Raw genomic sequence first — 13537 nt, 5'->3', positions numbered from 1 at the left:
CGCACGTAAGGTCAACAGGCAGTAAAATAGTTCTGCGTGGTGACCTGCGTTCACTCACATGAACAGCTGAAAGGGGTTGAAAAGAGGCGCTCAGCGCATCAATTCCCCCGCGTTCACCAACAGCGACTGCCCCGTGATCGCCCGCGCCCGGTCCGACGCGAGGAACACCGCCGCGTTGGCCACGTCCCCGTCGGTGGCCAGCTCGGGCAGGGCCATCCGCTCGGTCAGCCGCTTGAGTACGTCCGCTTCCGGGGCGCCCTCCGTCTGTGCCGTGAACTGGACGTAGGCCTGCACGGGAGGCCCCCACATCCAGCCCGGCAGCACGGTGTTGACCCGGATCCGATGGGGGCCCAGTTCCCGGGCCAGTGAGTACATGGAGCTGGTGAGGGCGCCCTTGGAGGCGGCGTAGGCGGCCTGGCGTACCTGGGACGGGGCGGCCACGGCGGACTGGGTGCCGATGAACACGACCGAGCCTCCGCACTCCTTCAGCGCGGGCAGACAGGCGCGGGTCATCCGCAGCGAGCCCAGCAGGTTGACGTCGATGACGGACTGCCAGGTGGCGAAGTCGGCGTCCTCCAGGCCACCGAAGTAGGAGTCCCAGGCGGCGACATGGATCACGGCGTCGATCCCCCCGAACCGCTCCCGGGCCAGCGCGGCCAGCGCCTCGCACTGCCCCTCGTCGGTGATGTCGGTCGCCCGGTACGCCGTGTGCGCCCCGTCGGGATCGATCTCGGCGGCGCTCTTCGCCAGGTTCGCCTCCGTCCGCGCCCCCAGCACCGCGTTCCCGCCGTCCCGTACGACCGCCGCGGCGGCCTGGTGACCGAGCCCGGCGCCGACTCCCGAGACGACGACGGTCTTGCCGGTGAGCAGTGACATCGGGCCCTCCATGGTTTCGTCCCGGCTCTGGCACATTATCTGACGGAGCGTCAGAGTATGGGCGTCCGAGGCCGGAAGGAAGGGCAGGAAGGAAAGGAAGGGAACGGCATGAGCGAGGACACCCGCAGCGAGGCGTACGCCGAACTGGCCGCCGTCGGCCCGTACGGAGTCCACCCGGGCCACGCCCTGATCACCATGGTCGAACCGCACCCGGGTCACGAGTACGCCTACAACCGCTGGTACGAGGACGACCACTACTACGCCGGCGCGATGGCGATGCCCTGGATGTACGCGGGCCGGCGCTGGGTGGCGACCAGGGATCTGCAGCTCCTGCGCTACCCCGAGAAGTCGGCGATCGCCCAGCCGGTCACCGCCGGCTGCTACATCTCGACGTACTGGATCACCGCGGGCCGCTACGACGACCACATGCGCTGGACGGTCGCCATCAACAAACGCCTCAACCGCGACGCCCGCGTCTACCAGGACCGCACCCACGTCTTCACGGCGTTCCAGGACCACGAGGCGACGGTCTACCGGGACGGTGCGGCGGGCCCACGCGACTTCCACGCCCTGGACCACCCCTACGCGGGCCTGGTGGTCGAGGTGATCGACGCCGACTCGGCCGAGCAGCGCGCCGAACTGCTGGAGTGGCTGCGCGCCCGGCACCTTCCGAAGCGCCTGGCGGGTTCCCCGGCCGCGCTGGTGACGATCTTCCGGCCCACCCCCCTCCCCCTCGACCGCATGTCATACGTCAAGCAGGTCGAGGGCACGGACACCCGCCTGACGCTCCTGTGGTTCCTGGAGACGGACCCGAGGCGGTGCTGGGAGGGGCACTTCGCCGACCTGGGCAGGATGATCGACGAGTCGGGTCTGGGGCGGGTGGAGCTGGTGGCACCGTTCATTCCGACAGTGCCGGGGACGGACCGATACGTCGCCGAGTTGCGCTGAACGCGGGCACAGCCGAGCCCCCTCGGCAAGGACGGCGGGCTGGTCGAGAGGGCTCTACCTGTGGTGCTTGTGCAGTTGTCGATCGTGAGGCCGGTTGAGGGTGAGGATCAGACAGACCCGCCCCTTACGCCTTGACCGACGCCACGAAGGTGTTCCACGCGTCTGCGGGGAACGCCAGGATCGGGCCCTCGGGGACCTTGGAGTCCCGCACCGCCATGGCCGCCGCGACCGGTGACTTGACCTCGACGCACGCGCCGTTTCCTGTGGAGTACGAGGACTTGGTCCACGTGTCCGTGGAACCCTGACGAATTGCCATGTTTGCTCCGAATTGCCAGATGTTGAGTTGCTGTCATCGCCCGACGAGTCCGGACCGGGACCCGCAAGGCGATTCACGCCAACCTTTGTTGCTCGGTGGCGTGATCGACGCTACTCGCCAACATCGGCTGACGAAGCGACTATTCACTCGGCTGGGTGGCATATTCCATTGGAGTCTTCCATCCCGCCCGGGAGACGGTGTACCGTACGGCGCTTCCCTGGACGTACGGCGCTTTTCCGGTCGGGACGGGCTGCGCGCGGGCTGCTCAGCGCGCGTACTCCTTGGCGATGTCCGCGATGAACTGGCGGGACTGCTCCACGTTCAGCGCCTGCGCCCGCAGGTGCTCGTACATCACGCTGTACTTCTGGACGTCGTTCGCCTTCTCCAGGTACAGGTCGCTCGTCACGCCCTCGATGTAGACGACGCTGGAGTCGGCCGCGTCCGGGAACTCGAGGATCGCGTACTGCCCGTTGAGGCCCGGGTGCGCGCCCAGGTCGAAGGGGATCACCTGCACGGTGACGTGCGGCAGCTGCGACTGCTCCACCAGCTGCTCCAACTGGTCACGCATGAGGGAGCGGTTGCCGACGACCCGGCGCAGGGCGGCCTCGTCCAGGACGGTCCACAGCCGCAGCGGGTTCTCCTCGGTGGAGATTCGTTCCTGTCGGCGCATCCGCACCTGGACCCGCTTCTCGATCTCGGCGGGCGCCGTCTCCGGCAACGCCCCCGCGATCAGGGCCTCCGCGTACTGCTTGGTCTGCAACAGCCCAGGGACGACCTGCGGGTCGTACACCCTCAGACTCGCCGCGTCCGTCTCCAGCCCGATGTAGACGCTGTACGGGATGTCGCCGAACGAATGCCACCACCCCTGCTGCCGCGAGTCCTTGGCCATCTGCATCAGTGAGTCCACGATCCGGTGGTCCTCCACCTCGTAGACCCCGCACAGATCGCGGACGTCGCGCTGGCTGATGCTGCGCCGCCCGTTCTCCAGTCGGCTGATCTTGGACTGCGACACCAGCAGCCGTTCGGCCACCTCTTCGGCCGTCATGCCCTTGAGCTCACGGAGCCGGCGCAGCTCCTGGCCCAGCCGGCGTCGCCTGACGGTGGGATTGACATTGGACGCCACGGGACGTGCACCTCCGGCTGCCTGCCTTGTGTTTGCCACTTTGCGTATCTGCTGTTGAGCAGACTGCCACCAAGGTGCTTCCTACCGCTGGGAAACGGTGGATATGCGCTGGATACACGCCAGTTCGGGGAAACCCCCGGCACATGCGGCCGCGCGGGGCGGCGGAACCGTTTGTCCCCGTCCGTGGGTACGGACGTACGGTCCCGTCGCCCCGCGCGGACCAGCGGCTCCCGAACCGGGTCTTGGGGGACTGCGGCGCGGCGCTCGGTGTGCGTGTGGAGCGTATGGAGATGTGAAGCGTGCGAAGCGTGTAGTGCCTGGTCGAACCAGTCGAACCAGTCGAACCAGTCGAGCGAGTCGAACCCGTCGTGCAACGGCTCCGGTGGTGCGGTCGTGGGACTGCGGCTCAGTGGGCCACGACGCGCGCCATGGATCCGCGGCGCGGCTGCACCGGAACGCCACGGGCGGGTTCCGCTGCGGCCCTGCCTCCGGGGGCGGCCTGACGGCCGGCCGGGGCCGGGCTGCGGCGCGGCTGGGCCGCCACGCCGTTCTGGACGTCCATCACGGCGTGCGCGACGAGACCGCCCATGGGGTCATGCCTGATCAGATCCCGCAACCGGGACCGGGACGAACGCCCCTCGTTCCCCGGATACAGATGCTTGCCGAGGCCGACCGCGTGTGCCAGGGCGGCGAGCGCCGCGGTCCGCGGGTCCGGCGGTACGCCGGTGCGGATCGCTGAATCCAGCCGGGCCCTGATCTCCCGGCTGATGGCGTTGTCGGTCGCCTGGTAACGAGTCGTCGGCAGCACTCCGCACATCTGGCCCGCCACGGCATGCACCATGCCGCACCGCTCCAGATGCGAGAGGTAGGTCTGGCGCAGCCCCAGCCGGGGCCCGCCAATCCAGTTCACTGCCCGCACGGGAGCGCCACGCCTTCGCAGCAACTCCAACGCGCAGTCCAGTGTCGGATCTCCAGTCGGCCGTGGTACTACCACGGCGATACGATCCCCGTCTGGGGCTATCCGTCCGGCCAGCGCCAGCTCCACTAGCTGTGCTCCGGCCAGACCGAGGTCGAGCGACTGCGGCTGTGCGGTGGTTCCCGTGGCCGGGTCCAACGCCAGCAGCAGAAGCTCCTCCGGAAGTGTTCTGCGGCTCCTGCCCATCCATGCCTCCCCGCGTGGATGAATGACAGGGTGACCCCTCTCACATTGGTCTGTCGAGGGTGCGTGACCGGTTCGTGAGGGAACCGGTAGGTATGTCGTTCTCGTCTACCGCAGGAGCAGAGGGCCGCGCACAGGACACTGGTACATGGTTCGGACAGCGGCACGGGGGCGCACGGGCGCGGTGTCCGGGCGACGGCTCACGGTTCGGCAGACGCACGCGGAGCGTGCGGGGCACATGGAGGAGGCATCGGTGGCGGGCGAGTCCCCCGACAGGTCGAAGCAGCGCGAGTCGTCGGCAGAACCGACGTCGGGGAGCGCGAATCCGGTTCCCGAGTCCAGGCCCGAACCGGCCGTCCCCGCACAGACCGACGCGCCCCGATCCCGGACCGACGTGCCCGGGACACGTGACCCTCGCCTGGCCATGGCCCGCGAGAGCGCCTCGCCCCAGGGCCCGAGTACCTCGCTCCGGGGCCGGCCCACCGAGTCCCACGGCGGCGTGGACACGGCGACCCGCGTACTGTCGCGCCGCGAACTGGAGGCCGTCCGAGCGGAACTGGCCAGGGCCGAGGCGGAGGCGGGAGCCGGGGAGGCCGACGCCGTGGCCCGGGGTGCCGGGGGCGGGAAGGCCGGGGGCGCGGACGCGGTGGTCCAGAGTGCCGGGGACGGGAACGCGGTGGCCGAGGACGCGGGCGGGTCGGCTGTGGACTCCGGGGACGTGGGCGCGGAGGCCGAGGCTGACGGCGCCGATGTGGCGGAAGCCGAGAGTGTGCAGGGCGCCGTGGACGGGGCCGGCTCCGGGGCGTCGGGCAAGGGTGACGATGCCGATGCGTCGGGTGATGACCGGTTGAGGGCGGCTGTGGCGGCCTGGGTGGCTTCCTCGGACACGGCGGACGAGGGCGCCGAGGCGGCCGACGCGCGCGACCAGGCCGAGGGCTCCGGGGCGGACGCCGATGGTGCCGGCTCCGGCTTCGCGGAGGACGCTGCTGCGGTCTCCGCTTCCGACGACGGTGACGACGTGGGCGGCAAGGGCGCCGACACGGCACCGAAGGCCGACAGCTCGGCGAAGGCCGGGGGCGACACGGAGGCATCCGACAAGGCCACCGACGCCGAGCCTGCCGGGGCTTCCGGCGCCGATGAGGCTTCCGCGGCGGCCAAGGCTGCCCGTGAGGGCTCGAACGCGTCCCCCGAGGTTGCCGCCGTCGAGGACGCCCAGGACGCCCAGGACGTCGAGGACGCCGCGGTCGGCGCAGACGTCGCCGCTGACGACGCCCCTGCCGACGACACCGCCGCTGGCGACGGCACTGCTGCTGAGGACACCCCCGCCGCCACCGAACCCGCCACCGAACCCGACAACGCACAGGCCGACGCACCGGCCGGCGCACCCGAAGCCACCGACCCCGCCGACGCACCCGCACCCGCCGACGGCGAGTCCGCCCCGCAGGGGCCACCCGCACCCGGCGACGAGAGCCGCACGGGTGGTGCGGGTGGGAACACCAAGGCCGAAGGCGAAGCCGAGGCCGTCGATCAGCCGACCGCCGTCTTCAAGGCCGTACGCCCCAAGCCCCACGTCGACCAGCCCACCACCATGCTGAAGGCCCCCAAGCAGCCCGAGGCCCCCGCCGAGCGCACCAGCAAGTTCGTCGCACTCAAGCCGGACATCCGCCCGGACACCCCGAAGACCCCCGAAACCCCGGGCACCCAGAAGGCCCCCAGCGCCGCGCCGAAGGCCTCCGCCCCCGGCGCCACGCCGAAGGCCCCCGCCCCGCCCCCCGACGTCACCGCCGCCATCCCCCAGGTCGGCCCCGAGCGCACCACCCAGCAGCCCCTGCCCCCCAAGCCCCCGCTGGACCTGCTCGCCGAGCTGACGAACACCCCCCCGCCCCCGGACACCCCCGTCCGCACGCTCATCCGGCGGGTCAAGATCTGGACCCCCCTGGTCCTGCTCCTCGCGATCATCTTTGCGATCGCGCAGGCCGTACGCCCCCTGCCCACCCCCACCCTCGCCCTCACCGCGGAGGAGTCGTACGCCTTCGACGGCACCAAGGCGGCCCTCCCCTGGCCCGGCGAGGGCCAGGGCTGGATGGACGTCAACGGCATCGGCACGATGGGGAACTTCGGCAAGCAGACCCCGGTCGCCATCGGCTCCGTCGCCAAGGCCATGACCGCGTACGTCGTCCTCAAGGACCACCCGCTGAAGGCGGGCCAGGACGGCGAGAAGATCAAGATCGACGCCCTGGCGGAGAAGGAGGGCGGCTACGACAAGGACGGCGAGTCCACCCTCAACACCGTCAAGGAGGGTGACGTCATCACCCTGCACGACGCGATCGCGGCCATCATGATCCCGTCCGCGAACAACATCGCCCGCCTGTTGGCCCGTTGGGACGCCGGAACCGAGAAGGCGTTCATCGAGAAGATGAACGCCACCGCCAAGGAACTCGGCATGACCAACACGACGTACACCGACGCCTCGGGCCTGAAGGAGAGCACCGTCTCCACCGCCGAGGACCAGGTGAAGCTGGGCAACGAGCTCGTCAAGATCCCGGCCCTGATGGAGATCACGGCCATGGGGCAGTGGATCGATCCGTCCGGGAAGAAGCACTACAACTACAACTATCTCGTCCCCTACAACGGTGCCATCGGCATCAAGACGGGCACCACCACCGCGGCCGGCGGCAACCTTCTCTTCGCCGCCCGCAAGGAGGTCGGCGGCGAGACCGTGACGCTCGTCGGCGCCATCCTCGGCCAGCACAAGTCGCCGATCATCCAGACGGTGAACGACGTCAGCAAGACCGCGATGCTGGCCGCCCAGGACGAGCTGACCTCGGCGAAGATCCTCAAGAAGGGCGACGTCGTCGGATACGTCGACGACGGCCTCGGCGGCCACACCCCGGTCGTGCTCACCGAGGACGTCACCGCCGTCGGCTGGCCCGGCTTCGAGGTGAAACTGTCGTTCGACGCCGACGACGTCCCGCACACCGCGAAGGCCGGCACCAAGGTGGGCACGCTCACCGTCGGTGACGGCACCAGCGGCGCGGTCAAGGTGCCGGTGGCCCTCCAGACGGACCTCACGGAACCCGGCTTCACCCAGAAGCTGACCCGGGTCCTCTGACCCACCGGCAGCCGAACCACACCCAGCACGCATCCCGCCGGAGGAGCCGCCCGGCGGGGTGCGTGCTAGCGTCACGAAACGGGCAGGTCGTCGCTCACAAGGCACGGCCGGAGAACCTTCAGGGTCTGAGCCGACAACACGCGGGACACGGGACGCGGCCAGAACAGAAGACGGGACAGCACGGGGAGTGCCTCACAAGTGGCCACTGCGGAGCCGACACGCGCCGACGACGCCGATCCTGGACGGGGAGCCGGTCCGCGAATACGCGTGCCCGCGCCGCGCCAGGGAGACCGTCAGAGCAGTCCGGAGGACAGACCCCCGTCGCGTCTGACCGCCGCCGCCCTCGCCCTGCGTGAGCGTCTGCTGCGCCACCCGGTGCTGTCGATCACGGCCCTGGCCGGACTCCTCCACGTCGTCTGGTTCTTCACGTTCGCAAGCAGCGGCGGCGACCTCGCGGCCCAGGACGCATGGGCCGAGTTCGTCGGCCGGCACCCGGACTCGGCGTACAACCTGGCCTGGTACGGCGGGATGCACCCGGTGTCGTACAGCGTGGTGTCGCCGTATCTGATGTCGGTGCTCGGTGTCCGTACGACGATGATGATCGCGGGGACGATCTCGGCCGGTCTGCTGACGCTGATCCTCCTCCGCAGCCGCTCGGTGAAGAACCCGCTGTGGGCGGCGCTCGCCGGGGTCTTCGGGCTGACCTGCAACGCGATCTCCGGGCGCGTCACCTTCGGCCTGGGCATGATGTTCGCGCTGGGCGCGGTCGCCGTCGTGTTCTGCTGGCCGTACCGCTGGCGCTACAAACGGTGGGCGAAGGCCCTGTGCGCGGCCCCGCTGGCCGCGCTCGCCACCATGGCGTCACCGGTGGCCGGCCTGTTCGTCGGCTTCGTGGCGGTGGCGCTGTTCCTGCAGAAGCGGCGGCCGGGCGCGTGGGCGCTGGGCCTCGCGCCGGCCGCGGTCGTGGCCGTGTCGGCGTGGCTGTTCCCCTTCTCCGGCACCCAGCCGATGGTGATCGGCTCGGTGATCCTGCCGCTGCTGCTCGCGGTGGCGATCTTCGTGATCGTCCCCGAGGAGTGGAAGACGGTCCGGCTGGTGTCCGCGGTCTACGGCCTGGCGGTCGTCCTGGTGTGGGTGATCAGCTCGCAGATCGGCTCCAACATCACGCGCCTGGCGATGCTCTTCGGCGGGATGACCCTGGTGGCCGCGCTGCCCTTCACGGTGCCGCGCTCGCGCAAGTGGTACACGGGCGTGCTGGCCCTGCTCACCTTCGCCGGCTGGATCGGCTACAAGACGGTCGACGACATCATCCACGCCGCCCCCGAGGCGTCCTGGGCCCGCGACCTGGCGCCGCTGGTCAACGAGCTCCAGGAGGTCGGCGCCGAGAAGGGCCGCGTCGAGGTGGTCCCGGCCCGCTCCCACCGCGAGGCCGCCGCCCTCGCGCCGTACGTCAATCTGGCCCGTGGCTGGAACCGACAGGCCGACATGAAGCGCAACCAGCTCTTCTACGACGGCACCCTCAACTCGGCGAACTACTACGAGTGGCTCAAGCGCTGGGCCGTGCACTTCGTGGTCCTGCCCAAGGACGAGCCGGACCCCTCGGCGGCGGAGCGTGAGCGGGAGCTGGTGCAGCGCGGCATGCCGTACCTCAGGCAGGTGTGGGGCGACGCCAACTGGCAGCTGTTCGAGGTGACCCACCCGGCGCCGCTCGCCGAGCCGAACGCGGTCGTCGAGCGGGCCGAGCAGGGCGAGATGACGATGCGGGTGAGCAAGCCGGGCCGCGTCCTCATCCGCATCCCCTACTCGCCCTGGCTGAGCATCGTCGACGCCGAGGGCAAGAAGCTGGACCCCCCGCAGGAGACGGAGGCGTCCAAGAACCGTCCCGACGACGAGCCGAAGTCGTACGACAACGTCAACGGCTGCCTGATGGAGACGGAGGAGGACGCCTTCGGCGACCAGTGGACGATGCTGCTGGCCCCGAAGGCCGGCACCTACCGCCTGGCGGCGCCCTACGGGGTGCCGCGCGGGACGCCCTGCCCGGAGGAACTGCGCCAGGGGTGAGCCCCGGCGCAGCTCGGCCCGGTCCTGTCACCGGAAACCCTGGTCCCCGTCACCGGAAACGCCGATACCGTCACCGGAAACGCCGGACCCGTCACCGGAAACCCCGGTCACTTCACCGGAAACGCCACGTCACACACCGGATCCTCGGCCCCCGCCGCGTCCCAGTCCGCGAAGTAGATTTCCCGGCACGGGCCCGCCTGCCACAGCCCGTGCTGCGGGATCCACTCCTCGACCGCCTCGAAGGCGGCCAGGATCTGCGGATGGGCCACCTGGGCCTTGGTGATCCGGGTGTAGGCCAGCCGCTGGGCCGGCTCCACGCGCACCTTCGTCTCGCGCGTACGGCCCTGCTTCTCCACCCACGCCCGGGCCGCCGCCTCGTCGGCCACCGGCACGCAGGACTCGGCGGGCCCGTCGCTCTCCATCGACACGTCGGAGTGGTACACGACGAACGGCGGTGCCGTGATGCCGCCGCACTCCTTCGCCGCCTCCTCCAGGCGTCCCAGGGACGCGCCGATCCAGGCCGGCAGCTCACCCGCCAGCACATGTCGCATCTCGGTGATCAGCACCTGCTCGGGCACGTCCACCGTCTCGACCACGAACTTCCCGTACATCTCGGAGCTCCTCCCCGACAGTCGTCCACGGAGGTACTCGGCGAGCGTGCGCTGCCCCGCCACCCGCGCCTCGACGTCCGCCCAGTACGCGGCGAGCCGGTCGGCGGCCGCGGCCCCGTCCGGTGCCTCGACGACCTCGGCGACCCGGGCGAGCGGCATGTCCAGCTGGCGTAGGAGTGCCACGAGGCGGGCGCGTTCGATCTGGTCGGCGCGGTAGTAGCGGTAGCCGTTGAGCTCGTCGACGTGCGCGGGAGCCAGCAGCCCCAGGCGGTCGTACAGGCGCAGTGCCTTGGCCGACAGCCTGGCGCGCGCGGCGAACATACCGATGGTGAGCAGTTCGTCGTCCACGGCCTCATCCTCCGTCACCGGGCGGCTCTTCCGCCCGGTGCGAAGAACGGTCGGCCCTGCCCCTGGGGCAAGGTCAACGCCGGTCAGGCGAGCGCGCCCTCGACCGCCGACACGAGCTCCGCCGCCTCCGGCTCGGTCTGCGGCGAGAAGCGGGCGACGACCTTGCCGTCCCGGCCGATCAGGAACTTCTCGAAGTTCCAGCGGATGTCACCGCTGTGCCCCTCGGCGTCGGCGAAGCCGACGAGCCGCTCGTACAGCGGGTGCCGGCCCTCGCCGTTCACCTCGACCTTCTCGGTCATCGGGAAGGTCACGCCGTACGTCGCCGAGCAGAACTCGGCGATCTCCTCGGCGCTGCCGGGCTCCTGCCCGAGGAACTGGTTGCAGGGCACGCCGAGCACGGTGAAGCCACGCTCCGCGTACTGCTCCTGGAGCTTCTCCAGGCCCGTGTATTGCGGGGTGAGGCCGCACTTGGAGGCCACGTTCACGACGAGTACGGCCTTGCCGGCGTACTGGGAGAGGTTGGCGGGGCCGCCCTGGAGGGCGCCGATCTCGACGTCGAGGGGGGATGCGTTCGTGTCAGCAGTCATAAGCGGATGCTAGCTCCGGTAGGTGCCGGACCCGGATCCCGGTCCCGCCGCCTTCACGAGCACCTCCCCGGCCGCCGTACGCGAGTACAGCACCGACCGCCCCGCCCGCCGCCGCTCCACCAGCCCCGCGTCCAGCAGCACCCGCAGATGCCGGCCGACCGAGCCCAGCCCCTGCCCGGTCACGGCGACCAGCTGGGTGGTGCTGAGAGGGGAGTCGAGGAGGACGAGCACCGCGGCGCGCGCGGCCCCCAGCAGCGCGCCGAGACTCGCGGGAACCGCCCGCGCCCCGGGGTCGGCCAATGCTCCCGCGCACGCGTAGACGACGGCGTACCGGTCCGGCTCCTCCCAGGACACCCAGCCCCCCTTCGTCGTGACCGGCACGAAGACGAGTTCGGCGCCGGAGATCTCGCGGGGCGGGTACTCGTGCAGGTTCACCTGGAGCCGGTTGTCGCCGAGCCAGCGCGTGCGCCCCGGCCGCAGCGAGGCCAGTACGGCCGCCCAGCCGCCCCGGCTCACCTGCGTGGTCCGCGCGACCACGTCGGCCTCCAGGACGCGCCGGCGCCGGGCCCAGTCGGGGCGTACGGTCTCCGTCCAGACGTACGAGAGGAGCGCGGCGGCGCGTTCGGGCAGGTCGTCGCGGGCCAGTACGGCGGGGAGGGGCCCGGCGAGGGAGACGGCGAGGTGGGCGCGGGCCGCCTGGGGGTCGGCCGTGCGCACGCGTGCGAGGCCCTCCTCGAAGGTCTCCCCGTCCTTCGGGGTCGGGGTGAGGAAGTCGGCGATCCAGTCCTTTCCGACCCCGGCCCGCACCAGCCGCGCGGTGACCGGGTCGGCGGCCAGCCGGGCCCGGTAACCGGGCAGATGGGCGTCCAGCCAGGCGCGTTCGCCGGGGTGGGCGGCGGCGGCCGAGTGCAGCAGCTTCAGCGCGGCGAAGGTCTCGGCGAGCGGGGAGAGCACGAACCGGCTTCCGGCGAGGGTGTCGGCGTTGATCTGCCACCAGCCCATGAGTCCTCCAGCCCGCTCCCGCCCCTGGGCCGCCCCGTCCTCCCCGCGACCTTTCGCGCCCCGGCGAAACAATAACGACCCTATTACCGGCCGCCGCAGACTCCGCGCATGCGCAGCTACCGACAGCTTTTCCGCAGCCCGGAGTTCACCCCCCTCTTCCTCGCCTCCTCGGCCAACGTCCTGGCCCAGACGATCAGCGGTCTCGCTCTTGGCACCCTGGTGTTCCGGGCCACGGACTCGCCGCTGCTGTCGGCGGTGAGCATGTTCGGCCCGTCGCTGGCGCAGGTGCTCGGGGCGACCTTCCTGCTGTCCGGCGCCGACCGGCTGCCCCCGCGGTCCGCGCTGACCTGGATCTCCCTCGTCTTCGCCGCCAGCACGGCGGTCCTCGCGCTTCCCGCACTGCCCCTCTGGACGGTCTTCCTCGTCATCCTCGGACAGGGACTGGTCGCCTCGCTCGGCGGGGGAGTCCGCTGGGGCCTGGTGAACGAGATCCTCACCAAGGACGGCTTCCTGCTGGGGCGTTCGGTCTTCAACATGATGGCCGGGATCGCCCAGATCACCGGGTACGCGACGGGCGGCGTCCTGGTGGCGTTGCTGTCGCCGCGCCTGTCGCTGCTGCTGGCGGCGGCGCTGTACGGGGTGGCGGCGGCGATCCTCCGCCTCCGCCTCACCGCCCGTCCGCCCCGCGCCCAGGGCCGCCCGTCGATCGCGGCGACCTGGCACACCAACGCCCTGCTGTGGTCCTCGCGCCCTCGCCGCCTCGCCTTCCTCGCCCTGTGGATCCCCAACGGCCTGATCGTCGGCTGCGAGTCCCTCTACGTCTCCTACGCCCCGGACGCGGCGGGCACGCTGTTCGCCTGCGCGGCGCTGGGGATGCTCGTCGGCGATGTCACGGTGGGCCGTCTGGTGCCGCCCGCGCTGCGCCCACGGCTCGGCGTACCGCTGCTGCTCCTGCTGGCCACCCCGTATCTGTTCTTCGCGCTGCGCCCGGCGGTGCCGTCGGCGGCCGTCGCCGCGGCGGTGGCCTCGGTCGGCTTCGGCGCGAGCCTCGTCCAGCAGGAGCGGCTGATGGCCCTGACCCCCGACGAACTCGGCGGTCACGCCCTGGGGTTGCACGGCTCCGGGATGCTCACGATGCAGGGGGTGAGCGCGGCGCTGGCGGGTTCCGTGGCCCAACTCACCTCTCCGGCGACGGCGATGACGGTGATGGCGGCCGCGTCGATCGCGGTGACGCTGACGTTGGCGGCAGCGAGCCGTCGGCACGCGGAGGAAGGCGGGCTCGTGGCCACGGAGGGCTCGGGGGGACGGTGACACCCGGGTCCGCCGCTCCCCTGGCCCTCCCCGCGGGAATGGCCAAAACATCACGGCGCGTGAGGCGTATCCGCGCCAACTCG

At 71.0% G+C, this 13537-nt stretch carries 11 protein-coding genes; 4 read left to right on the top strand and 7 right to left on the bottom strand.

All coding sequences use genetic code 11. The features are described from left to right. Positions 1-90 precede the first annotated feature (90 nt). A complete protein-coding gene (locus tag ACQEV2_RS18230) occupies positions 91-876 on the bottom strand; it encodes an SDR family oxidoreductase (protein ID WP_433042122.1) in 786 nt (261 codons plus the stop codon). Positions 877-984: 108 nt separating this feature from the next. On the opposite strand from ACQEV2_RS18230, the gene ACQEV2_RS18225 reads away from it, so the two are divergent. Further along, on the top strand, positions 985-1824 hold the full coding sequence (locus tag ACQEV2_RS18225; protein WP_433042119.1) for a hypothetical protein: 840 nt from the start codon (positions 985-987) through the stop codon (positions 1822-1824). Positions 1825-1948: 124 nt separating this feature from the next. Here the strand turns inward: ACQEV2_RS18225 and ACQEV2_RS18220 are convergent, their stop codons facing one another. From ACQEV2_RS18220 to ACQEV2_RS18210, 3 genes are all read right to left on the bottom strand, one after another. Continuing rightward, positions 1949-2140: a DUF397 domain-containing protein gene (locus ACQEV2_RS18220; RefSeq protein ID WP_433042116.1), complete on the bottom strand. Its 192-nt coding sequence runs from the start codon at positions 2138-2140 to the stop codon at positions 1949-1951. A gap of 265 nt (positions 2141-2405) precedes the next feature. Beyond that, positions 2406-3263: a helix-turn-helix domain-containing protein gene (locus tag ACQEV2_RS18215; protein WP_433042113.1), complete on the bottom strand. Its 858-nt coding sequence runs from the start codon at positions 3261-3263 to the stop codon at positions 2406-2408. A gap of 406 nt (positions 3264-3669) precedes the next feature. Next, on the bottom strand, positions 3670-4425 hold the full coding sequence (locus ACQEV2_RS18210) for a GOLPH3/VPS74 family protein (protein ID WP_433042110.1): 756 nt from the start codon (positions 4423-4425) through the stop codon (positions 3670-3672). A gap of 421 nt (positions 4426-4846) precedes the next feature. On the opposite strand from ACQEV2_RS18210, the gene ACQEV2_RS18205 reads away from it, so the two are divergent. Further along, positions 4847-7534 (top strand): D-alanyl-D-alanine carboxypeptidase, encoded by a 2688-nt coding sequence (locus tag ACQEV2_RS18205; protein ID WP_433042107.1) that lies wholly within the window; start codon positions 4847-4849, stop codon positions 7532-7534. Between the two features lie 198 nt (positions 7535-7732). Further along, positions 7733-9595 carry an MFS transporter gene (locus ACQEV2_RS18200; protein ID WP_433042104.1) on the top strand — a complete coding sequence of 621 codons (1863 nt, stop codon included), beginning with the start codon at positions 7733-7735 and terminating at the stop codon, positions 9593-9595. Positions 9596-9702: 107 nt separating this feature from the next. On the opposite strand, the gene ACQEV2_RS18195 is transcribed toward ACQEV2_RS18200, so the two are convergent. From ACQEV2_RS18195 to ACQEV2_RS18185, 3 genes are all read right to left on the bottom strand, one after another. After that, entirely contained in the window at positions 9703-10527 is an 825-nt protein-coding gene (locus ACQEV2_RS18195) for a MerR family transcriptional regulator (protein ID WP_433054554.1), read from the bottom strand. Positions 10528-10637: 110 nt separating this feature from the next. Further along, a complete protein-coding gene (locus tag ACQEV2_RS18190; RefSeq protein WP_433042101.1) occupies positions 10638-11141 on the bottom strand; it encodes a glutathione peroxidase in 504 nt (167 codons plus the stop codon). A gap of 9 nt (positions 11142-11150) precedes the next feature. After that, on the bottom strand, positions 11151-12143 hold the full coding sequence (locus ACQEV2_RS18185) for an ArsR family transcriptional regulator (RefSeq protein WP_433042098.1): 993 nt from the start codon (positions 12141-12143) through the stop codon (positions 11151-11153). Between the two features lie 108 nt (positions 12144-12251). Between ACQEV2_RS18185 and ACQEV2_RS18180 the strand changes: the two genes are divergently transcribed. Continuing rightward, the gene (locus ACQEV2_RS18180; protein ID WP_433042095.1) at positions 12252-13454 is read left to right on the top strand and encodes an MFS transporter; all 1203 of its coding nucleotides are present in this window, start codon (positions 12252-12254) and stop codon (positions 13452-13454) included. Positions 13455-13537 lie beyond the last annotated feature (83 nt).

The organism is Streptomyces sp. CA-251387 (assembly GCF_050936625.1).
Lineage (GTDB): Bacteria > Actinomycetota > Actinomycetes > Streptomycetales > Streptomycetaceae > Streptomyces.
The sequence above is the reverse complement of the archived record's forward strand: the minus strand, read 5'-3'. Positions and strand labels throughout refer to the sequence as shown.

Excerpts from the sequence above, each read along its gene's own strand:
- ACQEV2_RS18230 (WP_433042122.1), bottom strand. The coding sequence starts at position 876 with ATGTCACTGCTCACCGGCAAGACCGTCGTCGTCTCGGGAGTCGGCGCC.
- ACQEV2_RS18225 (WP_433042119.1), top strand. The coding sequence starts at position 985 with ATGAGCGAGGACACCCGCAGCGAGGCGTACGCCGAACTGGCCGCCGTC.
- ACQEV2_RS18220 (WP_433042116.1), bottom strand. The coding sequence starts at position 2,140 with ATGGCAATTCGTCAGGGTTCCACGGACACGTGGACCAAGTCCTCGTAC.
- ACQEV2_RS18210 (WP_433042110.1), bottom strand. The coding sequence starts at position 4,425 with ATGGGCAGGAGCCGCAGAACACTTCCGGAGGAGCTTCTGCTGCTGGCG.
- ACQEV2_RS18205 (WP_433042107.1), top strand. The coding sequence starts at position 4,847 with ATGGCCCGCGAGAGCGCCTCGCCCCAGGGCCCGAGTACCTCGCTCCGG.
- ACQEV2_RS18195 (WP_433054554.1), bottom strand. The coding sequence starts at position 10,527 with ATGTTCGCCGCGCGCGCCAGGCTGTCGGCCAAGGCACTGCGCCTGTAC.
- ACQEV2_RS18190 (WP_433042101.1), bottom strand. The coding sequence starts at position 11,141 with ATGACTGCTGACACGAACGCATCCCCCCTCGACGTCGAGATCGGCGCC.
- ACQEV2_RS18185 (WP_433042098.1), bottom strand. The coding sequence starts at position 12,143 with ATGGGCTGGTGGCAGATCAACGCCGACACCCTCGCCGGAAGCCGGTTC.
- ACQEV2_RS18180 (WP_433042095.1), top strand. The coding sequence starts at position 12,252 with ATGCGCAGCTACCGACAGCTTTTCCGCAGCCCGGAGTTCACCCCCCTC.